Raw genomic sequence first — 20,241 nt, forward strand, 5'->3', positions numbered from 1 at the left:
CAACTGAAATGGAAATCTTCGGTTAATAAAAAATGAAAGAGAGGGCTACTTGCCATGTAATTGCGTCGAGCATGGAAGATTTCGGATTGAGTTGATGATCAGACAGCGAGAAATGGGGAACAAGATCGTTTAGGGGCATCCCAATTTTTGGTCATATTTCAGGGGGATACAAATCTAATACATTGCTTCAACTCTACGGTTGTTTCGTGTGACGTCGACCTTTTGACTGTGTTTCTCCGGGAAGTTACATTAAATTTGGCCTTTTATTTATCAATCTAACCTTTCCGAGCGGCTCCAGCGAAATGTGTAGATTGCGATCCTTTCCAATTTCGAGAGCAACGGCTTTTTACCTATAGTTTACTTCCGGTATTTGCGGTTTTCATTGAATCTTAGATACAAGTTTTTTATCGGCCATGTCTTGGAAATCTCGTGTTAAGACTCATTCGGCATTCTGCCTCTGGGGTAAATATTCATGTGAGGCATAAATTATGGGTGCAAAGGAAACAGCAGTTGAAGCATCAGCAGATCTCGAGATGAGTGATCTGAAAGGTGTCGTAGCTGCCATCAACCGTGTTCAAGCTGTCATTGAGTTTGAGCTTGATGGAACAATTATCACCGCCAATGAAAACTTTTTGTCAACTGTTGGCTATAGTCTTGATGAGATTGCTGGAAAGCATCATCGAATATTTTGCGATCCTGAATTTGCAAAAACCGATGACTATCAGGACTTTTGGATGAAGCTTGCGATGGGCGAGTTTTGTGCAGGTGAATTCAAACGTTTTGACAAAAATGGCACCGAAGTCTGGATCAATGCCAGTTACAACCCGATCTTTGACGCAGATGGCAAGCCCTACAAGGTTGTAAAATTTGCCTATAATATCACAGACGAGAAATTGCGCACGGCGGAACAGGATGGCAAAATGGCTGCGATTAGCCGTGCCCAAGCCATGATCGAATTTGAACTCGACGGCACCATTATCACTGCCAATGAAAACTTTACGGCGACGGTTGGCTATTCCTTGGATGAAATCCAAGGTCAGCACCATCGGATTTTCTGTGATCCGACCTATGCAGGATCACCAGAGTACAAAAAATTCTGGGCTGATCTTGCTGCGGGTGAGTTTTGTGCGGGTGAATTCAAACGCTTTGGCAAGGGTGGCACCGAAGTCTGGATCAATGCCAGTTACAACCCGATCTTTGACGCAGATGGCAAGCCCTACAAGGTTGTAAAATTTGCTTCAGACATTACCGCTGAAAAAAGTGTCGCTAAGGAAGTGACGCGCATTGCCTCCGAGTTTGTGAGCCAATCCAAGTCTATTTCCGAACAATCTCATACGGTTGCCAGCGGTGCGCAAACTCTCGGTTGCACAACAGAGGAAATCAGCGCTTCCATCGAAGAGTTGAGCGCGTCTATCGACTCGATTGCTCAAAACAGCAACCATTCCGACGAGATTGCACAGAAAACCAAAGAAGAGGCGGATCAAGGCGCAAAAGCGATCGACCGGTCGATTGAAGCAATGGATTTGATCAACGCGTCCTCCGAAGAAATCAGCGAGATTGTCAAAACCATAAGTGAAATCGCGAGCCAAACCAATCTATTAGCCTTTAACGCTGCGATTGAAGCCGCGCGTGCCGGCGAACATGGGCTAGGGTTCTCGGTTGTGGCGGATGAGGTGCGTAAATTGGCAGAACGCTCTTCCCAGTCCACCAAAGAAATCAGCAAGCTGATCAATGAAACGGTGAAACGCGTATCTCAAGGCAGTGAAGTCTCGCGCGAAGCGGGGGCGGCGTTCAAAAAGATTCTGTCCGGAATTTCCGATACCACAGACTCTATCGCCCAGATATCTGTCGCTGCCAACGAACAGCAAACAGCCGCCAGAGACGTTTCCGAAGCCATTCAAAGCATTGTGGATGCTTCGGAACAGGCGGTCATTGCGTCAGATGCCATCGCTACTTCGACCGATGACCTGAACACAGGCGCTCAGGAATTGAAGGATGAAGTGGCTAAGCTTGGCTTCTGATTTGAATGTTGATGTAGATAGTAAAGGGCTTTGCCATGAGTGTTGCTAAGACAGAACTCACAATGAGTGACGGTGATTTTTCGAAACTTCGTGCCATTGTGCATCAAAATACCGGTATCACCATCGGTGAAACCCGAAAATCGATGTTGGTAAGCCGTTTGCGAAGCCGATTACGCGAAGTCGAAGCACCTGACTTTGCCGCCTATATCGCGCGCCTATCAAAAGACCCGGATGAGATGCAAGAGTTGACCAACCGGGTCACAACAAATGAAACATACTTTTACCGAACGCCGCGAGTTTGGGACTACTTTCAGGATGAGTTTCTTCCGGAGTTTCTCGACAAAAGACAAAACCGCGCTTTACGGGTGTGGTCTGGGGCCGCTTCCACCGGGGAAGAAGCGCATACAATTGGTGTTTTGTTAGAAAGCCTTCGGTTGAATAATCAACAATTCGACTATTCGGTTATGGGCACCGACGTGTCGTCTCGGGTATTGGAGGTTGCCACCAACGGAGTCTATAAGGGCCGGTCAATAGCGCGGTTCCGCAAGGCGAAACCTGACCTATTTGATAAGCATATGATCGGCAACGATACAGATGGTTTTCAGGCACACCCTCAAATCCGCTCTCGGATAAGGTTTAAACTGCATAACCTGTTTGATCGTCTCTCCGGGGCGGGCCCGTTCGATGTGGTGTTCCTTCGCAACGTGTTGATTTATTTCACGGATGAAGACCAGGAAAAGATCCTTGATCAAGTGCATAGTCAAATGCGTCCTGATGGCGTTTTGTTCATTGGTGAAAGCGAAACGTTAACTAAATTAAACACACCCTTCGAACAGATTGTTCCAATCATTTATCGACCCCAAGCAAGGGCGAACAACTGATGCAATCAAACCCGAGCGAAAAACTACATGTCACGATTGGCAAGGTAAAGATTGGGCAGGCTGGGCAAAGCTTGCATGCCATTCTAGGTTCCTGCATCGGATTGGGCATTTTAAACCCAGAGAAGGGCGTATTTGGCCTGGCGCATTGTTTGTTGTCACAATCCGAGGCCCCCAGCGAAAACATTGGTGGCCGACATGTTGATCAAGCAATCCACTCCTTGATGCATCTTATGGAGTTGGACAAACGAGAGATGCGCAGGCTTCAAGGTATTGTTGTCGGAGGAGCAAATATGACCCTTCCTGAAGACGCAGATCCAAGTCGGATGGTCGGCCGGATCAACTCCAAATTTGCATACAAAGCTCTACGTGAAGCGGGAATGCGGCGTATTCATGAGGATGTTGGTGGCATGCTTGGGCGGCAAATAACCATTGATTGCACCAGCGGCGAATTCACTGTTTCGGCCATTCCAAGATTGGACCCTCAACGATGATATTGGAACAAACAAATACCGCTCCTCAGCGGGATGATACCAAGTCCGTGGATCAGCCCGATGTAAGCCGAGCACAGGTTGTACAAAAACGTGTAGCCACGGATGAAATCTATGGGTCTTTTTTGATCGGAGAGAGTGAATTCGCGATACCAGTTTCCGCGGTACAAGAGGTGGTGAATGAACCGGGGCATATTTCTCCGGTACCTTTGGCTCCGCCATTTATGCTTGGTCTTTTCAATTTGCGTGGTCAGATAATTCCCATTGTGGATCTGCGCATTTTGTTGGATTTTTCTGATCAAGAACACGTTTCTGCGCGCAAAGTCGCTATTATTGAATATGGCGACCTTTGCATTGGTTTGGTGTTTGACCGCACTGGTGAGGTGCTAAGCGGCAACCAGGCCGCGAGGGTCAATTTCAAACCCAAAGAAGATGGTCCCCGTGATGTGGTGATCAAAGGGGTGCTGAAATTTGAACAGGGGAATCGGCTTGTTCAATTATTGGACCCTTATGAGCTATTGAATCTTGATCGGGTTCCGCGTGCCAGAAAATCGTCCGATCAGGCTGTGGTGAAATCTGCCAAAGGCAAACGTCGCAACTGTATTTCCTTTCAAACGGGCCACACCACCTGCGCCATTGATTTGCGTTACGTCAAAGAAATCCGCGAGATGCCCAAAGTGGATCAATCATTGTTTGCAAGTGGCAATGTCATAGGTACCACCAATTTGCGCGGCGTTATCCTACCCGTGGTCGATTTTCGCGCGTTTCTCGGGGATGGTGCTGTGTTTCGATTGGGTGAAACTATTCCCAAGGAACGCAAAATGGTGGTTCTTGAGACAACTGATGGTCTTATTGGTCTGATGGTGTTCTCGATTGATAGTATCCTTCCCTATTTCCGTGATGATGTACTGCCTTTTGCCAAATTGGCATTGCCGCGTGGCGATTACGTCGGCGGCTGCCTTATCAATGATGAGGGCAAAATCGTCATGATGCTTGACCAAGGAAAATTGCGTTCTGATCGCGAATTGGTGGAGATTGCGAAGGCCTGCCAGGAAATCTATCCGGGTGACGCGCGCGCCAATAGTCATGACTCAACCCGAGTTGTTGCGACACGGCGCACCTACATCCGCTTCACTTTCGAAAAGAAATTCGCGCTCGATACCAACTGTGTCAGCGAAGTGATCAACCGACCCGAACAGCTGTTGGAACCGCCGTTTTCCTTGGAGTTCGTCGAGGGGATAATCAACCTGCGAGGGGAGTTGATCACTCTATTCAATCCACGCTTGCTCTATGGGATGCCACCGAAAAAGGTTGAGGAACAGAAGGTTCTGATCTTTAGGCATGAGGATAGCAAGTATGGCATCCTCGTCGATTCCGTTGATGAAATCATTATGACGAGTGTTGATAGCGTTGCAGAGCTGCAGCCAATGGACCGCCAAGAAAACGGTCAACGGATTATCGACGATGTCGCGGGTTGCTTGAATCACAGCTCCGCAGACAAAAAGTCCGTTTCTGTTTTGGTTCTGGATTCATCCGCTGTTGTGAAACGATGCATGGACGCAATGGATCAAGCTAAGTTGGGATAGTGGACGAAATCCCGAACCAGTCGTTTAGGGATAGAGGTCGCCCAAAGAACCAGAAAGTACATGTGTGCTTCTGCGTAAAAGGCCATGAACATCAATTGTTGCCTCGAAGCCCTCGGAACGGAGGCCGACAGAGCCAAGGCCTTTCGTGATGGACCATGTGTGAAATGCGCGATAGTTCATGCTAAGAAGGGCATTGTATCAAGAGGTTATAGGTTCTCTAAGTCTTCAGAGAACAACCTCCATGACTGCGAACGAGTTGGTTTGATGAATGCCGGGTAGCTTGTTTATTTTGTCACCGAGGACGTTACGAAAATGAGCGATGTCTCTGGTTCGCACGGTCAACAAATAGTCAAACGAACCGGCGACCATGAGGCAGCTTTCGACCTCAGGAATGTTTCGGACAACACGGTTAAAAGCATCAAGGGAGTTATCGCCGGCGGTGGCCGCAAGGGAAACTTGAACAATTGTCAAATGACCCAAACCCATTTGAGATTTGTTTAAAACGGCCTGGTAGCCGCTGATGTAACCAGATCTCTCTAGGCGTTTGACGCGCTCAGAGCAGGGGGTATTCGTCAAATTTACCCGCATCGCCAGATCAACGATCGAGAGCCTCCCGTTTGCTTCTAGCTCCGAGAGGATTCGTTGGTCTATTTTATCTAAATCACCAGACATTGGTTATAATCCCTATAGAATATCCGCTTTTCGCGAATATTGCCTTCTAAATACCCACATTTAACAACAATTGCTAGTGATTTTCACTATTACTTAATGTGGGGTGAGCAAGCGATCTTTGGGTCCTTTGATCCTCTTCAGGAGAGGGCGACACCCTCTTCAAATGGGAAAGCACGAATTGGGAGGAAACCATGACAGTTAAAATTGTTGTTGGACTGGACGGAACGGAAACGGGTGAGCGTGCGCTCACCTTTGCCAAGGAGCTTGCGGCAAAAATTGGATCCTGCGAGCTGATCGCCATCTACGTGATCGAATGGTCGCCATTCACTTTTCAAACTGCTGAGGAAAACGCCAAGCGGCATATGAGACGCGAAGAAGAGATCGCGTTGGCAACCTCACGCATCGTCGAGCCGGCCGTAACCGCCATGAGAGACGCAGGCTTTAATGCGCGTGGAATTGTACGGCACGGCGATGTGGCGGAGACGCTGGACAGGCTTACACTCGAAAATGGCGCTTCGCAGATTATTGTGGGCCGCGCCTCTGCTGACGGTTTTGCAAAACGCGTTTTCGGAAGCTCGACACAGAACCTCGTGATGCATGCCAGTGTGCCAGTAACAGTTGTCGGATAGGAATGAGAATGAAAAACACATCAGCTTTCGGCCTGACCATAGCTCTGGCCACCTTGGTATCAACCCCACTCGTCGCACAAGAGGCCATGGGGATCGACGACAAAGTCAACCAGGTTTTCGCAGATTTAACAGGGCCTTTTGTCTCCACAATTTTCGCCCCCTTTCCCGGGACCAGCTTTCCTTGGATCGTGATGTGGCTTGTTATTGCGGCAACAATTTTCACTCTGTATTTTGGCTTCGTCCAGTTTCGCTATTTCAAACATGCCATTCAATTGGTCAAAGGTGACTATTCTGACCCGAATGATGCGGGTGAAGTTAGCCACTTTCAAGCATTGGCAACGGCCTTGTCTGGCACAGTTGGTCTAGGAAATATTGCCGGTGTTGCGGTGGCCGTCGGCATTGGCGGGCCGGGTGCTACATTCTGGATGATCCTTGCAGGCCTGTTGGGAATGGCGTCGAAATTCACAGAATGCACGTTGGGTGTAAAATATCGGAATGAATATCCAGACGGGACCGTTTCCGGCGGCCCGATGTACTATATTTCCAAAGGCTTCAATGAGTTGGGTCTACCTGGCGGGAAAATCCTTGCGGTAGTGTTCTCTATCTTCTGTATTTTGGGTGCTCTTGGTGGCGGGAACATGTTTCAGGCAAATCAAGCCCATGCCCAGATTTCAGGAATTGTTGGGGACTATCCCGGTTGGATAACTGGCCTCGTGTTTGCGGCAATTGTGTTTCTAGTTATCGTTGGCGGGATAAAATCCATCGCCAATGTCACTGAGAAAGTCGTGCCATTCATGGGTATCCTTTATGTTGGTGCCGCGTTGGTCATTCTGATCGTGAACTATGATCAAATCGGTTGGGCCTTTGGCCAGATATTTGCCGGTGCCTTTACTGGCCTTGGTGTTGCTGGTGGTATGGTTGGTGCCTTGATCCAGGGTTTCAAACGTGCGGCGTTTTCCAACGAAGCGGGTGTTGGCTCGGCGGCCATCGCGCACTCTGCTGTGAAAACAAAAGAACCGATTACAGAAGGTTTCGTCTCTCTTCTTGAGCCTTTGATCGATACGGTTGTGATCTGTACAATGACGGCTTTGGTGATTGTCATTTCACAGCAGATGATCATTGACCCCGAGACAGGCAACTACATGCTCAACGAAGCCGGAAATGCGATTGCGACCGTTGATGGAAACTCCGGTGTTGCTTTGACCTCTGCGGCGTTCGCGTCGGGCATCAGTTGGTTCCCAATTGTTCTGGCGGTTGCTGTTGTGCTGTTTGCGTTCTCAACAATGATCTCTTGGAGCTACTACGGCCTCAAAGCCTGGACGTATCTGTTTGGAGAGAGCAAGGTTTCAGAACTCGTGTTCAAGATCATCTTCTGCATTTTTATCGTCATCGGTGCGGCTGCGTCGCTTGGTCCGGTAATCGACTTCTCAGACGCCGCGATCTTTGCGATGGCTGTGGTCAATATCTTCTGCCTCTATTTCCTTATGAAATTGGTGAAGAAAGAGTTGAGCTCATACACGTCTCGTCTTGAGAGCGGTGAGATTAAGAAGTTCTCGCACTAAAACCTCTCCGGACGCGACAGGTTCGCGTCCGGAGGCTCCTGCCTTGGCAATAAACTTTAGTCTGTTTTACTAGGTGATTTCGGGGCGAACGCAGAAAAGTCTTGTCTCGCTCCTCATGATGTCATGAGATTCTTTGCCGCTTTCACAATGCTTTGTCGGGAGGGCATTGTGGCCGCATAAGCCGGCCCAGTTGCGACAAAGCTATCCTCGGCGGCGATCCGGGCGTGCGTCAAGTTTGTACGTTCTCCCAGCAGTGCCATCAGAGCTTCGGATTGGCTTCCTGTCTTGCGACATTCATCGACGATTAAAACGTGTTGTGCACCTTGAAGGGCGTCCAAAATTCCGTCGACGGGTAGCGGTGCCAGCCAGCGTATATCAATCACCCGTGTCTCAATACCCTGATCATGTAGGTCAATCGCGGCTTGAGTGCTAAGGTAATGGCCATTGCCGTAGGTCAGAATGGCCAAAGGGCCGGAACCCTTTATCCCAACTGTTCCCAGTTTGATCCGTTGGTCCGGGGCAGGATAGGCGCACATCCATTCTCCGTCCTTTTCGTGATTAAGGTCGCGCATCGGATATAGGGCAATTGGTTCAACAAAAACCACCACCCGGTTCTCTTCTCGGGCCAATCGGACACATTCGCGTAGCATCATGGCGGCATCATCCCCGCGTGAGGGACAGGCGATAATCACACCCGGAATATCCCTTAAAACGGCCAATGAATTGTCGTTATGAAAATGTCCGCCAAACCCTTTTTGATAGCCTAGTCCGGCAATTCGGAGGACCATGGGGTTGCTAAACTGACCGTTGGAAAAGAACGGCAAGGTCGCCGCCTCACCGCGCAGTTGATCTTCGGCGTTGTGCAAATAGGCTAGGAACTGGATTTCCGGCATGGGGACAAAACCATTGTGCGCCATGCCAATGGCCAGTCCGAGAATGCTTTGCTCATCCAGCAAGGTATCAATCACACGGCCAGGGCCAAACCGATCAATCAACTTTTGTGTGACCCCATAAACACCTCCTTTGCGCCCGATATCTTCGCCCATCATGGTGATCTCATCGTGTTCAAGCATGAGGTCGGTCAGCGCCCAATTTAGCAAGCGTGACAGTGGTTGCGGGCTATCTAGCTGTTTGAAATCCGGGCCAAAGGCTGCCTGTCGCGCCTCCTGCGACGGGCCGTTTGTTGGCGCACAAATGCGCTTTGGCGGGATGATAGATGCCATAACATCGGATGCTGTTTTTAATCGCGGTCGTTTGACCACGTCGGCGGCCACCGCGGTACATTGATCCTCTGTCTCTTGATAAATGTCGAAAACGCCATCAGCCGTCAAAACGCCCGCGCCGATCAATAGGCGGGCGGAATGGAGTAGCGGATCATCGCTCTCCCAGCCTTCAAAGACTTCTTTCTTGAGGTAGGCCTGCTGCAAATCAGAGCCAGCGTGCCCGTAGAGGCGAACAAGCGAGATGTGCAGAAAGGCCGGCTTGCGGTGATGGCGGACATAGTCCGCCGCGTTTTGGGCGACACGGTAGGTGTCAAAAAGATCCAAGCCATTGGCGTAAAAATACTTCAGTCCGGGCTTGGCGCTGTAGTTCGCCGCCACCCAACCGCTAGGAGTTCGCGTTGAAATCCCGATTCCATTGTCTTCGCACACGAATAGCAAAGGCAAAGGGGCGGATTGGTACCCCGCCCAACAGGCCGAATTGATCGCCCCTTGGGCCGTGGAATGATTGGACGAGGCATCCCCAAAGGAACACATCACAATGCCATCTTTGCTCAATTCTTGATGTTCAGGCGGGTGCCGTTTTGCTAAGCCAATCGAATATGCCGCGCCAACGGCTTTGGGCAAATGGCTGGCGATTGTTGAGGTTTGCGGCGGTATGGCCAAAGATTTCGATCCTAAAACCTTGTGGCGCCCACCGCTCATCGGGTCTTCGGAAGAGGTTGCAAAACTCAGCAACATATCTCGGGTCGCGTCGGTGCCGGGCACTTGCGAGGATCGCATCGTTTGAAAAGCACCATCGCGATAGTGCAAAAACGCCATGTCCGTGGGTCGCAAGGCCGCCGCCACCGCGGCCATCCCTTCGTGCCCGGATGATCCAATCGTGTAAAATCCCTGCCCTTCGGCCTGCATTTTTCGAGACCGCCGATCAAGATTTCGACTTAGGCATTGGGCCCGAAAAATGTCGACGGCGTCTTTTTCGCCAAGTGGGCCCTGAGCGGGAATCCCCGGCGGAAAATCCCCGGCCGCCAACCGTGTCCGAAATGCTGTGTCTACGATATCTGCGCGGTCCATCCAAGCCTCTCGAAAATGGGATTTCAACAACATCTAATGTTCGTAACCTTGCAGGTTTAGAACTGAATAGCGACTAGAAGCATTCCAAAAATGAATGAATTAGCTATCCTCGACCTGCGTTTTTAGCCATGCTTCAAACTGGATCACGGCGTCGCGGGCCTGACCGGCAGGTCGTACAAGATAGTACCCTTTCTCCGTGGCCAATTCCGGGCCGGGAATTTGGACAAGATCACCCATGGCCAACTCGTTTGCGACCATGCTCGACGGGACAATCGCAGCCCCCAATCCGGCCTTTGCGGCGGCGATCACCATGGAATGCTGGTCGAAATACGTGCCATCACGACGGTCGCGGATGCTGGTTTCAGCTTTGCCAAGCCAATTGGGCCACGCATCGGCGCGGCTGCTTAGGTGCAACAGGGGTGCTTGCCCCCAGTGTTCGGGCTTGTGAAGCGGATGCGCGTTTTTAAAAGTGGGCGCGCAAACGGGGATCATTTTGTCACCAAACAAATAGGTCATTTTCGCTCCCGGCCAGTTGTCGGTCCCATAATGCACGGCAAGATCAAATTTGGTGCGCTCAAACTCAAATGGTTCCAACCGGGTCGCGAGGGACAGCTCTATTTCGGGATAGGTTTGAGTGAATTTCGGCAGGCGCGGTATCAGCCACAGGTTGGCAAATGTCGGAAGGGTGGCAATTGACAAATGGTCTTTTCCGGCCCCAGCAGAGGTCGCTTGTCGCAGGGTGTCTTGAATTTGCGTCAGGTCATGGGTCAAGCGCGCTGAGAGCTTTCGTCCGGCGGTGGTCAACGCAACTCCACGTCCCACACGTTGGAACAAATCAAACCCCAGTTCGATCTCAAGCTCCTTGATCTTTTTGCTGACTGCGCTTTGCGTCATGCCAAGCTCTTCTCCGCAAGCGGTGAAGCTTTGGTGCCGGGCAGCAGTCTCAAAACAGCGCAGATGACTGAAAGAAGGGAGACGATAACTCATAAGTTTTTCTCAAGTCTTTGTCGTGTCAGCCAGTCCCGAAAATGTGATAACGGCTCATATTGCGGGTGTCGTTCGGGCCAAACGAGAAAATATTCGCCCAAGGAAATCGGCGGACCATCATACGCCAAAACCAATCGACCCCGCTCAATTTCCTCTTGCGCCAAAAAGGTTGGCAACAGGGCGATTCCAAGCCCGTGAACAGCCGCCTGCGACATCGTCGAGGATTGGTCAAATAAACTTCCCCTTAGGCCCGAGACCGGGTGCCCCAAGTGTTCAAACCATTGCTCCCAAGCGTCCGGACGGGTTTCGAGATGCAAAAGTGAATGAGACAAAAGAGTTTGGGCGGATTCCGTCGGGCCATTCAAAAAGCCAGGTGCACAAACCGGAACCACATAGTTTTGCAAAAGCTGCAGGTAATTCACATCCGGCCAGTCGCGTGTGCCATAGTGAATAGCGGCATGGGATGGGCTATTATCGAATGAAAACGGTAGGTTGTGCGTTTGCAAGTTAACTGACACGCTCGGATAGAGCCGAATAAAATCCCTGAGCTTTGGCGCAAGCCAGTGTGACCCAAAGGCCGGCAAAATCGACAGGTTCAAACTGCCCCCCATCGGGTTTGCGCGAAGTTTGATTGATGCCTGCGATAGTCGCTCAAGCAAGAACCGCGCCTCTTGAACGAACTCTTGCCCGGCGGGAGTCAGGGTTAGCTTTAACCGATCACGCGCGATGAGGTCGACACCCATTTGGGCTTCTAGCTGCTTCAACTGGTGGCTTACAGCGCTCTGAGTCAAGGACAGATCCTTGGCTGCGGCGGATGCACTGCCAAGGCGCGACACGGCCTCGAGCGCCAATAGCGAAGAGATGGATGGTAAAAAGCGGCGTTGTGAGATCATAAAAGTAAAACTCATACTAAAATGAGATGGTTTCAATAGGAAAAACTCTAGGTCTTGGGCAAAACCGTTGGACCAAGCGAAAATGTTCGCAAATCACTCGGGGGCGACCAGATGACATCCAACATTTCCGATAGTCTTTGGTACGACACCTGTGCTGAACGGGTGATGGCCCCGGCCCTGACCTCAGAAGTCACCACAGATTTGTTGGTAATTGGCGGCGGGTATACCGGGCTTTCGGCTGCTCTAGAAGCTGCCAAGTCGGGTACTTCCGTGCGGGTTATCGAGGCTGAAACAATCGGTTTTGGCGGTTCTGGGCGCAATGTTGGCCTGGCAAATGCTGGGTTATGGCTTCCCCCGAATGACATCAACGCAACCCTTGGGGTTGAAGCTGGTGAGCGTCTTACTCGCATATTGGGCATGGCTCCGGGCCGGGTCTTTGACACGATCAACCAATACGGTATCGCCTGTGAGCCGGTGCAAAATGGGACACTGCACTGTGCCCATGCCCCGGCTGGCATGGCAGAATTGGAAAACCGATTTACACAATTGACCGCCCGCGGGGCTCCGGTGGAATTGCTTAACAAGGCGCAGGCTCGGGCGCGCGTTGGGTCTGATCTGGTATTTGGCGCGCTGTTCGATCCACGCGCCGGAACCATTCAACCGCTGGCCTATGCCGTTGGATTGGCGCGCGCGGCGCAGGACGCGGGGGCAATTCTGCATGAACGCTCTGCTGCTCTCGATATTGAGAAAATCGGCGGTGCATGGCGGATACAAACTCCGCAAGGGCGGATAACAGCAGAGGCCCTTATTGTCGCCACCAACGGCTACGCGATACCGATCCAAGGGCTGCAAACCCCCCAGATTATTCCGGTCCACTACTTCCAAGCCGCAACGGACCCGCTTGGCCCGGACCAATTGGCGCAAATCCTGCCTGGAAAAGAAGGATGTTGGGATACAGCAATGGTTATGTCCTCTTGGCGTTTGGATGACGCTGGGCGCATGATTATCGGCGGCATGGGGCAGTTGGGCCATATTGGACAAGGTACGCATTTGGCGTGGCTCAAACGCAAATTGTCTAAGATGTTTCCGCAACTGGCGGGAACGTCGCTTCAACAGACTTGGTTCGGACGTATCGCCATGACCGAAGAATATTTGCCAAAGATCCTGCAATTGGATGATACGGCGTTGATTAGTTTTGGGTATTCTGGGCGTGGGATTGGTCCGGGCACCGTGTTTGGAATGTCCATGGCCAAAGCCTTGATTTCAAATGATATGTCTGTCTTGCCTCGGGTTCCAACACGACACCATCGCATTCCGCATGCCGGTCTACGCCAAGTCTATTACGAAACCGGCGCAACCCTAACGCATTTGGTCAAAGACCGGGTTTAGACCGCTCGGGTGACACCGCCATCCACGCGAATGTTTTGCCCGGTGATATAGGCCCCGCCGTCAGACGCCAGAAACGCCACAGTGGCCGCGATTTCATCGTATGAGCTTCCATAACGACCCATCGGGATTTGGCTGCGGAACTCTTCTTTTTCGGGAAGACTGTCTATGAAGCCCGGCAAAACGTTGTTCATTCTAACGTTATCGGCGGCATATTCATCGGCAAAAAGCTTGGTATAGCTGGCCAATCCGGCGCGCATCACGGCGGATGTTGGGAAAACCGGGCTCGGCTCAAAGGCGGCAAAGGTCGAAATATTAATGATCGCGCCGGACTTTTGCGCAATCATTTGCGGTGCAATGATGCGTGTCGCGCGCACGGCATTGAGGAAATAGATGTCCATACCGATGTGCCATTGCTCATCGGTGATCTCTAAAATCGGAGCGCGCGGCCCATGTCCGGCAGAGTTGACCAAGACGTCAATGCGGCCCCATTTTGCGATCACGACATCCGACAGTTTTTGTAAATCGTCGTTGGACTGGTTTGACCCGGTTACTCCGATTCCGCCCAATTCGGTCGCCAGCACTTCACCCTTGCCGGAGGACGATAGGATCGCAACCTTGAAACCGTCCGCCGCCAAACGTTTTGCTGAATCCGCCCCCATGCCGCTACCGCCAGCGGTGATGATGGCTACTTTTTGCCCTGACATGGTAGTCTCCTGATCCTTGGGTGATCGAGAGAATGGTTTGACAGGGTGGGTTTGACCAATCAGTATTTCTGCCTTAACGCTGTAGAAAATCTCCCGACAAATGGGTTAAAGATGCGCAACCTTCCGCCCCTAAATGCCCTCAAAGCTTTCGAAGCGGCCGGGCGGCATTTGACGTTCCGACAGGCTGCCGAAGAACTCGGGGTGACACAAGGGGCCGTGGCCCAACATGTCCGTGCCCTCGAAGCGCAGTTGAAGGTCAAACTTTTTGATCGTCATGCGCGCGGCCTAAGCCTCACGGACGAGGGCCGGCGCTTCTTGCCGTCCATCCAGCGCGCCTTTGATTTGATGGCGGATGCGACCCAAGACCTCGCCCCGCGAGAAGAAGTTGTGACAATTAGTACAACACCGTCTTTTGCCACCCGCTGGCTGGTGCCACGTCTGGGTGATCTGTCGTCGGCGCACCCGGAATTAAGGGTGCGTATCGACGCCTCAAACAGTGCGGCGAACTTCCAAACCGACGGGGTGGATATTGCCGTTCGGCAGGGCAAACCACCGTTCCCCGGATTGACGTCTACCCTATTGTTTCCCACCGATTTGATCGCTGTCTGCCACCCTGATTTTCTACAGGGTCCCACACGGATAAAAACTCCTTCTGACCTTGTCCGCCATGTCTTGTTACAGGATGCTCATGGGCTTTGGCCGCTGTTCTTGCAGAGTGTTTTCAAAGAAGGACCCGTGCCCGATATGAAGATCATGAATTTAAGCCAGACCTCTCTGGCGATTGATGCGGCCATTGCAAAACAAGGTGTCGCGTTAACCTCCCGCGCTTTTGTTGAAGCGGAATTGCAGCAGGACCGGCTATGCCAACCCTTCCCGGACCATCTTTCCATTGAAAATGGCTTTTACATAGTTGCGCCGCGGAAACCTCGTCGTCCAAAACTTGTACGGCTATTGCATGATTGGTTGGTAGGCCAAACGTAAACAGACGTCCAAAATACCCTTTTAAATAAGGGGTATGAGAGGTGGATGAAATGACGCGGGCTCGCTTTTTCGTGAGTCCCATTGACAATTGTCAAGACGAGACTCAGCACATAAGCGCATCTTCCGCTTGCCTCACCAAGCAAACGGAGAGTGATTATGTCACTTGGAATCACCCAAAAGAAAGTACGCGGCGCGCTAGGGGCAGGTTTTGCCATGATCCTCGGCAGCGTTGCTATGCCCGCATTCGCCGAAGGTCCAACCCTTAGCGAAGAAGCCTTTGAAGCTTCGAAACAACTTTATTTCGAACAGTGCGCGGGCTGCCACGGCGTTCTGCGTAAAGGCGCGACAGGCAAGAGCCTCGAGCCTGTCGTTAAGATGAAAGCAGCAGACGGCACAGAAACTGTCAGCGGTACGCTGAAACTCGGCCAGGAGCGTCTTGAAAAGATTATCGCCTGGGGTACCGAAGGCGGCATGAACAACTTCTCGGACATCATGACCGAGCAAGAAATCAAAGACATGGCGACCTATATCCAGATGGATCCGCCCAAGCCGCCAGAAATGTCGCTGGCGCAAATGATGGAAACCCGCAAGGTTTACGTCGAAGAAGCCGACTACCCAACCGAGCCTATGCATGGCCGCAATTGGGAAAACTTCTTTGTCGTCATCGAACGTGATGCCGGGAAAGTTGCTGTTGTAGACGGCGACACCAAAGAAGTTCTGGTCCACATCCCAACCGGGTATGCGGTACACGTTCTCAAGGCGTCGGAGCACCATAAAATCGAAGAGCCCGAAAACCCCGGTCGCTTCTGGTACACAATGGGCCGCGATGGCAAAATGACCAAGATCGACCTCTGGCAGACTCCAGACAAGATGTTGGTTTCCGAAGTTAAAATCGCGTATGATGCACGTGACGTGGCTGTATCCGGCGACGGCAAATACGTCATCGGTGGCGGCTACTGGCCTCCTCACTTTGCGATTGTTGACGCGGTGACTATGGAGCCGGTCAAAGTTGTTTCCACACGGGGCGTAAACGTCGACGGTGAGTACGTCGAAGAAGCCCGTGTTGCGGCGATCTACACCACACCGAACGAGCCTACTTGGATCGTTGCTGTGAAAGAACTTGGTCAGCTGTGGCAGGTCGATTACTCCGACCTCGACAACCTGAGCATCGACAAAATTGATAGCGCCAAGTTCCTGCACGATGGGTTCTTTGACCCAACAGGTCGCTACTTCCAGATCGCCGCGAACGCGTCGAACAAAATGGTTGTTGTCGACACTGAAACCCACAAGCTCGAAGCGATGATCGACGTTGCTGCTCTGCCGCACCCCGGTCCTGGCGCGAACTGGATTGACCCGAACTGTGGCCCCGTTGCTGGTACCACACACTTGGGCGTTGGTACCGTGACCGTTTGGGGCAATGACCCAGCTGGTCACCCAGACAACGCATGGAAAGTCTGCTACGAGACTGAAACAGACGGCGCTGGCCTGTTTGTTCGGACTCACCCGAACTCTGACTACATCTGGGCTGACCAAACCAAGCACCCAGAGCCAGAGATTCAGCAGTCTGTTCAGGTTATCTCGAAAGAGACTGGTGAAATCGTCAAGACCATCCAGATCACAGAAGACGAAGGCAGCGCCGCTGTTCACTTCGAATTCAACGCGGACGGGACCGAAGTTTGGGTCTCCAAGTGGAACCTGTCTGACTCGCTTGAGCCAAACGGTGAGATCGTGATCTTTGACGCGAAGACATTGGAAGAAATTGGCCGCGTCAAAGGGCTCTATGCGCCTACCGGTAAATTCAACGTCTACAACCGTTCGAACCACGTCACCTAAGTGATGGTTTGAAACGACACATAAGGGGCGGGCCATGCGCCTGCCCCTTTTTGCATCCCTAAGCAAATCTGTCGGGCGACTCCGGCAAACAGCTAAAAACGGAGCCAGGACATGACCGATAACGGTCCCGATGAGAAAAAGCCGATCTGGCAACGGTACTTCCTTTTTGGAATGCCTATTGCCGCTGTCGCCGGCGTTTTTGCCGCCGGTATTATCTTCTGGGGCGGGTTCAACACCGCCATGGAAGCCACAAACACCATGCCATTCTGTGTCTCATGTCACGAAATGGGCGACTATGTTTACACCGAATACGAAGGCACCATTCACGACGTGAACCGGTCCGGGGTGGGGGCCGTGTGTTCCGACTGTCACGTGCCCAAGGACTGGACCCACAAGATCATTCGCAAGATCAAAGCGTCGCGCGAAGTCTGGGGCAAGTTGACCGGAACCATTTCGACGCCTGAAAAGTTTGATGCCAAGCGTTTGCATTTGGCGATGAACGAATGGGAGCGGATGAAAAAGACGGATTCGATTGAATGTCGTAACTGTCACGACTTCCAGTCGATGATGCCCGAGTTTCAAAAGCCGCGCGCGCGTCAGCAACACTTGAACGCCATGAAAACGGGTCAGACCTGTATTGATTGCCACAAAGGTATTGCACACCTCGACCTACGTGATCGGGCCGACGAAGATTATCTCGCGACGCTCGAAGCGCCAAATCCGAAGTTTATCCGTGAAGTGCCACAGGCCTATCTAGATAGCCTCGCGCGCGTTGAGGCCAAAGAGGCCGAAGACGCCGCTGCCGCTAAGGCAGAAAAGGAAGCGGATCGCGCCAAATTATTGGCCGCGGTTGAGGCTGCCCGTGCAGATGAGCGCGCCGTTGTTGAGGCTGAAATGGCTGGCAAGGTGGATGAGTCCGCGGCGGCAGGCCCAGGTATCGGCGCTGACCTTGATTGGGGTGCCGCTGGTTCAACCGACCTGACCCTGTTCTACCCGGGCCAAGCCTCGTTTGAATGGGTTCAGAACGGCAAAACCCACGGTGGTGCACGTCCGTTGACCAAAGGTGGCGATGCCTGCACAACCTGTCACGCGGCTGAACTGGACGCGATCGGCAACAAAATCGTTGCAGGTGGCGGTGGCAAAAAGGATGAGCTTGAGCCAACCCCGATTCCGGGCAAGCGCGGCACCATCCCGGCGACGATCCAAGCCACCCATGACGGCGAAAACGTCTATTTCCGTCTGCAATGGGAAGACGGCGGGCACAATCCTGCGCCCTTCGTTGAAGGTGGCAAAATGGACCCCGACAACCAGATCAAAGTGGCGATGATGATCACCGGCACAGGAATCGAAATGGGTGAACAAGTGGGCTGCTGGGCGACCTGTCACGCCGACAACACCTATATGCCAACCGATCCGGGTGCCGAGGCGATTGCCGCCAACGCCGATGTCGCTGCTCAACTTCAGGCGACGGGTACAATCACCAAGTATCTGAGCGAAAGCCGGACAGAGATCGAGATCAAGGGCCGTCGTGGTGCCATTCTTGGTGGCTGGGACAAAATGCAAACAGCGGAAGCGATTGAACAATACCTTAAGGACGGGACGTTCATGGATTTGATGCGTGTCTATGCGGATGGGTCTTCGGCCAATGGTTACCTTCTTGAGCGTCGTGTTCAAAATGAGGGTGACATGGCGGCCGAAGCCTCGCTAGGGGCCGACGGCATGTGGACCGTTACATTCTCGCGGAAACTGGTTTCGGGTGCGCCCGGTGATGTGCCGCTAGAAGCCGGCAAAACCTACACAGTTGGCTTTGCGATCCACGATGATTTCGCATCGGCACGTTTCCACCACGTAACGCTGAATACCAGCCTCGGACTCGACAACGCGGATGCGATGATCAACGTTGTAGGTCAATAAAACATCTGCTGCGGCTGGTATCCCCAGCCGCAGCACCCTTTGATTTCGAACCGGGGGCCCTGATGAAACCTTTTGCTATTTCTGTACTTGCTGTGGCTGCGCTAAGCGCGGCTGTTCCTGTTTTTGCGCGCGGGTCCAAAGACCCCGCCGTAATCTGTGCCGAAGCCGAGGAACGCTATGTCGACATGTTCGGCGCACCCTCGGCCGAAGCCGACGGGCTGACCGTTGTCACCATGTACAAATACAATTTCTGCCCTGCGCACATCACTGTGCCGGTTGGCACCACCGTGCGTTGGGTCAATGTCGACAAACGCACAAGTCATTCTGTCCAAGTCGGCAGTAACCCCGAGTCCGACCGTGCCTTTCCCGAGGAATTCATCGAATTCACATTTCTCGTTCCGGGTGACCAAAATTACCTTTGTGGGCCGCACTGGGAGACACAGAAGATGATCGGTATGGTCACGGTCGAAGAGTAATTGGTTTCACCACACTCACGGCCGCGACTGGCCCAATCAGGGTAGGCATAAAAACCCGCCCTGATTGAATTTCAAGATCAGTTGATCGGCGACAACAAGTTGGTGTTGGTCACCAGGTTGCGGACACCGTGGGCGTGGTTTTCACCAAACGGGTTGTCCTTCAACCACGCGCCAACAGAACCGATATTCAACTTAGCCACTTCAGGGCGGACACTCCAAGTAACTTGGAAAGGTGACGCTTTTTCATTGTAGCCGGGGCCGGTGGTCGAGCCTTCATAAACAACCGGTTGACCCAAATCTGTTGGTAGGTTGGGCACCTGGTTCAATCCGTCGATTTTCTCGATCTGAGCGATTTCGGTGAAATCTGCGCCGCCCTCGGATACAAGAACGGCGACAACCGTCTCTACGCGTAGTTGAGGATTGCCAATGGAGTCGCTTAGGCAAGTACCAAGGCCATTGCCCAAAGACGCTTGCGCGGTCGAGTGCACAAAATGAATCTCGATCGTATCTCCGGGTACGAGGTCACCGTGTTCGCTCTTACCAACAGGCGTGTCAATCGGTGCCCGCTCGGCGTCGGTGAGTTCCCCGCTATACTTGAAACCAGTGCCGTAGCCTTGGCCATCGCCATTGCCAGCAAAGGTTGTGAACTGACCGCCCCTGTGCTCGGCGTTTTCGTGAAAGTGAATGTCGCACAACATCATTGCATCAACGGCTGGCGCAGAGCCGAAAACCCGTTTGTTGGCCCCATCAGACACATCAATGTCACGCGGAGATTGCGGTCCAAAACCCTTGCCATCAGTCGCAGCAGCCAATGCTGCACGTTGCGCCGCGATAATATCGTCAGAAACAGCGTGACCATCGGTTTCAGCGTAGGCAGCAGAGCCAAGCATTGCAGCAGTCAGGCTGATTGGTAAAAATACTTTATGCATAA

General features: G+C 52.2%; 17 protein-coding genes. 11 read left to right on the forward strand and 6 right to left on the reverse strand.

Annotated elements, in window-relative coordinates; all coding sequences use genetic code 11:
* The first annotated feature begins 533 nt into the window (after positions 1–533).
* From AC5EFR_RS09880 to AC5EFR_RS09895, 4 genes are read left to right on the forward strand one after another with little or no spacing between them, the layout of a single operon-like run.
* Positions 534–2,021, forward strand: coding sequence for a methyl-accepting chemotaxis protein (locus AC5EFR_RS09880; RefSeq protein ID WP_493575661.1), 1,488 nt, complete (start codon positions 534–536; stop codon positions 2,019–2,021).
* Positions 2,022–2,056: 35 nt separating this feature from the next.
* Entirely contained in the window at positions 2,057–2,902 is an 846-nt protein-coding gene (locus AC5EFR_RS09885) for a CheR family methyltransferase (RefSeq protein ID WP_493575662.1), read from the forward strand.
* Positions 2,902–3,393 (forward strand): chemotaxis protein CheD, encoded by a 492-nt coding sequence (locus tag AC5EFR_RS09890; RefSeq protein ID WP_493575663.1) that lies wholly within the window; start codon positions 2,902–2,904, stop codon positions 3,391–3,393. The genes AC5EFR_RS09885 and AC5EFR_RS09890 overlap by 1 nt, the downstream gene beginning before the upstream one ends.
* A 2-nt stretch (positions 3,394–3,395) precedes the next feature.
* The gene (locus tag AC5EFR_RS09895) at positions 3,396–4,976 is read left to right on the forward strand and encodes a chemotaxis protein CheW (protein WP_493575664.1); all 1,581 of its coding nucleotides are present in this window, start codon (positions 3,396–3,398) and stop codon (positions 4,974–4,976) included.
* A 225-nt stretch (positions 4,977–5,201) separates the two neighbouring features.
* On the opposite strand, the gene AC5EFR_RS09900 is transcribed toward AC5EFR_RS09895, so the two are convergent.
* Positions 5,202–5,648: an Lrp/AsnC family transcriptional regulator gene (locus tag AC5EFR_RS09900; RefSeq protein ID WP_493575665.1), complete on the reverse strand. Its 447-nt coding sequence runs from the start codon at positions 5,646–5,648 to the stop codon at positions 5,202–5,204.
* Positions 5,649–5,839: 191 nt separating this feature from the next.
* Here AC5EFR_RS09900 and AC5EFR_RS09905 point away from each other — a divergent pair, with 191 nt between their 5' ends.
* Together AC5EFR_RS09905 and AC5EFR_RS09910 are read left to right on the forward strand one after the other, a co-directional pair.
* Positions 5,840–6,277, forward strand: coding sequence for a universal stress protein (locus AC5EFR_RS09905; RefSeq protein WP_493575666.1), 438 nt, complete (start codon positions 5,840–5,842; stop codon positions 6,275–6,277).
* An 8-nt stretch (positions 6,278–6,285) separates the two neighbouring features.
* Positions 6,286–7,839 (forward strand): alanine/glycine:cation symporter family protein, encoded by a 1,554-nt coding sequence (locus AC5EFR_RS09910; RefSeq protein ID WP_493575667.1) that lies wholly within the window; start codon positions 6,286–6,288, stop codon positions 7,837–7,839.
* A 113-nt stretch (positions 7,840–7,952) separates the two neighbouring features.
* Here the strand turns inward: AC5EFR_RS09910 and AC5EFR_RS09915 are convergent, their stop codons facing one another.
* From AC5EFR_RS09915 to AC5EFR_RS09925, 3 genes are all read right to left on the reverse strand, one after another.
* Positions 7,953–10,133 (reverse strand): thiamine pyrophosphate-dependent enzyme, encoded by a 2,181-nt coding sequence (locus AC5EFR_RS09915; RefSeq protein ID WP_493575668.1) that lies wholly within the window; start codon positions 10,131–10,133, stop codon positions 7,953–7,955.
* Between the two features lie 99 nt (positions 10,134–10,232).
* A complete protein-coding gene (locus AC5EFR_RS09920) occupies positions 10,233–11,120 on the reverse strand; it encodes a LysR substrate-binding domain-containing protein (protein ID WP_493575669.1) in 888 nt (295 codons plus the stop codon).
* Positions 11,117–12,028, reverse strand: coding sequence for a LysR substrate-binding domain-containing protein (locus AC5EFR_RS09925; RefSeq protein WP_493575670.1), 912 nt, complete (start codon positions 12,026–12,028; stop codon positions 11,117–11,119). The genes AC5EFR_RS09920 and AC5EFR_RS09925 overlap by 4 nt, the downstream gene beginning before the upstream one ends.
* A 96-nt stretch (positions 12,029–12,124) precedes the next feature.
* Between AC5EFR_RS09925 and AC5EFR_RS09930 the strand changes: the two genes are divergently transcribed.
* Positions 12,125–13,402: an NAD(P)/FAD-dependent oxidoreductase gene (locus AC5EFR_RS09930; RefSeq protein ID WP_493575671.1), complete on the forward strand. Its 1,278-nt coding sequence runs from the start codon at positions 12,125–12,127 to the stop codon at positions 13,400–13,402.
* Here AC5EFR_RS09930 and AC5EFR_RS09935 read toward each other — a convergent pair.
* On the reverse strand, positions 13,399–14,106 hold the full coding sequence (locus tag AC5EFR_RS09935; protein WP_493575672.1) for an SDR family oxidoreductase: 708 nt from the start codon (positions 14,104–14,106) through the stop codon (positions 13,399–13,401). The genes AC5EFR_RS09930 and AC5EFR_RS09935 overlap by 4 nt on opposite strands.
* Positions 14,107–14,217: 111 nt before the next feature.
* Between AC5EFR_RS09935 and AC5EFR_RS09940 the strand changes: the two genes are divergently transcribed.
* The 4 genes from AC5EFR_RS09940 to AC5EFR_RS09955 all read left to right on the forward strand — a co-directional run bounded on the left by AC5EFR_RS09940 (position 14,218) and on the right by AC5EFR_RS09955 (position 19,310).
* On the forward strand, positions 14,218–15,087 hold the full coding sequence (locus AC5EFR_RS09940; protein WP_493575673.1) for a LysR substrate-binding domain-containing protein: 870 nt from the start codon (positions 14,218–14,220) through the stop codon (positions 15,085–15,087).
* 156 nt (positions 15,088–15,243) lie between these two features.
* On the forward strand, positions 15,244–16,920 hold the full coding sequence (locus AC5EFR_RS09945) for a cytochrome D1 domain-containing protein (protein WP_493575674.1): 1,677 nt from the start codon (positions 15,244–15,246) through the stop codon (positions 16,918–16,920).
* Between the two features lie 111 nt (positions 16,921–17,031).
* The gene (locus tag AC5EFR_RS09950; protein ID WP_493575675.1) at positions 17,032–18,834 is read left to right on the forward strand and encodes a NapC/NirT family cytochrome c; all 1,803 of its coding nucleotides are present in this window, start codon (positions 17,032–17,034) and stop codon (positions 18,832–18,834) included.
* 62 nt (positions 18,835–18,896) lie between these two features.
* Positions 18,897–19,310, forward strand: coding sequence for a cupredoxin domain-containing protein (locus AC5EFR_RS09955; RefSeq protein ID WP_493575676.1), 414 nt, complete (start codon positions 18,897–18,899; stop codon positions 19,308–19,310).
* 77 nt (positions 19,311–19,387) lie between these two features.
* Here the strand turns inward: AC5EFR_RS09955 and AC5EFR_RS09960 are convergent, their stop codons facing one another.
* Positions 19,388–20,239 carry a delta-class carbonic anhydrase gene (locus AC5EFR_RS09960; RefSeq protein ID WP_493575677.1) on the reverse strand — a complete coding sequence of 284 codons (852 nt, stop codon included), beginning with the start codon at positions 20,237–20,239 and terminating at the stop codon, positions 19,388–19,390.
* Positions 20,240–20,241: the final 2 nt, after the last annotated feature.

The sequence above is a fragment of the Pelagimonas sp. genome (genome assembly GCF_058892305.1).

Excerpts from the sequence above, each read along its gene's own strand:
- AC5EFR_RS09880 (WP_493575661.1), top strand. The coding sequence starts at position 534 with ATGAGTGATCTGAAAGGTGTCGTAGCTGCCATCAACCGTGTTCAAGCT.
- AC5EFR_RS09885 (WP_493575662.1), top strand. The coding sequence starts at position 2,057 with ATGAGTGTTGCTAAGACAGAACTCACAATGAGTGACGGTGATTTTTCG.
- AC5EFR_RS09890 (WP_493575663.1), top strand. The coding sequence starts at position 2,902 with ATGCAATCAAACCCGAGCGAAAAACTACATGTCACGATTGGCAAGGTA.
- AC5EFR_RS09900 (WP_493575665.1), bottom strand. The coding sequence starts at position 5,648 with ATGTCTGGTGATTTAGATAAAATAGACCAACGAATCCTCTCGGAGCTA.
- AC5EFR_RS09905 (WP_493575666.1), top strand. The coding sequence starts at position 5,840 with ATGACAGTTAAAATTGTTGTTGGACTGGACGGAACGGAAACGGGTGAG.
- AC5EFR_RS09910 (WP_493575667.1), top strand. The coding sequence starts at position 6,286 with ATGAAAAACACATCAGCTTTCGGCCTGACCATAGCTCTGGCCACCTTG.
- AC5EFR_RS09915 (WP_493575668.1), bottom strand. The coding sequence starts at position 10,133 with ATGGACCGCGCAGATATCGTAGACACAGCATTTCGGACACGGTTGGCG.
- AC5EFR_RS09920 (WP_493575669.1), bottom strand. The coding sequence starts at position 11,120 with ATGAGTTATCGTCTCCCTTCTTTCAGTCATCTGCGCTGTTTTGAGACT.
- AC5EFR_RS09925 (WP_493575670.1), bottom strand. The coding sequence starts at position 12,028 with ATGAGTTTTACTTTTATGATCTCACAACGCCGCTTTTTACCATCCATC.
- AC5EFR_RS09930 (WP_493575671.1), top strand. The coding sequence starts at position 12,125 with ATGACATCCAACATTTCCGATAGTCTTTGGTACGACACCTGTGCTGAA.
- AC5EFR_RS09935 (WP_493575672.1), bottom strand. The coding sequence starts at position 14,106 with ATGTCAGGGCAAAAAGTAGCCATCATCACCGCTGGCGGTAGCGGCATG.
- AC5EFR_RS09940 (WP_493575673.1), top strand. The coding sequence starts at position 14,218 with ATGCGCAACCTTCCGCCCCTAAATGCCCTCAAAGCTTTCGAAGCGGCC.
- AC5EFR_RS09945 (WP_493575674.1), top strand. The coding sequence starts at position 15,244 with ATGTCACTTGGAATCACCCAAAAGAAAGTACGCGGCGCGCTAGGGGCA.
- AC5EFR_RS09950 (WP_493575675.1), top strand. The coding sequence starts at position 17,032 with ATGACCGATAACGGTCCCGATGAGAAAAAGCCGATCTGGCAACGGTAC.
- AC5EFR_RS09955 (WP_493575676.1), top strand. The coding sequence starts at position 18,897 with ATGAAACCTTTTGCTATTTCTGTACTTGCTGTGGCTGCGCTAAGCGCG.
- AC5EFR_RS09960 (WP_493575677.1), bottom strand. The coding sequence starts at position 20,239 with ATGCATAAAGTATTTTTACCAATCAGCCTGACTGCTGCAATGCTTGGC.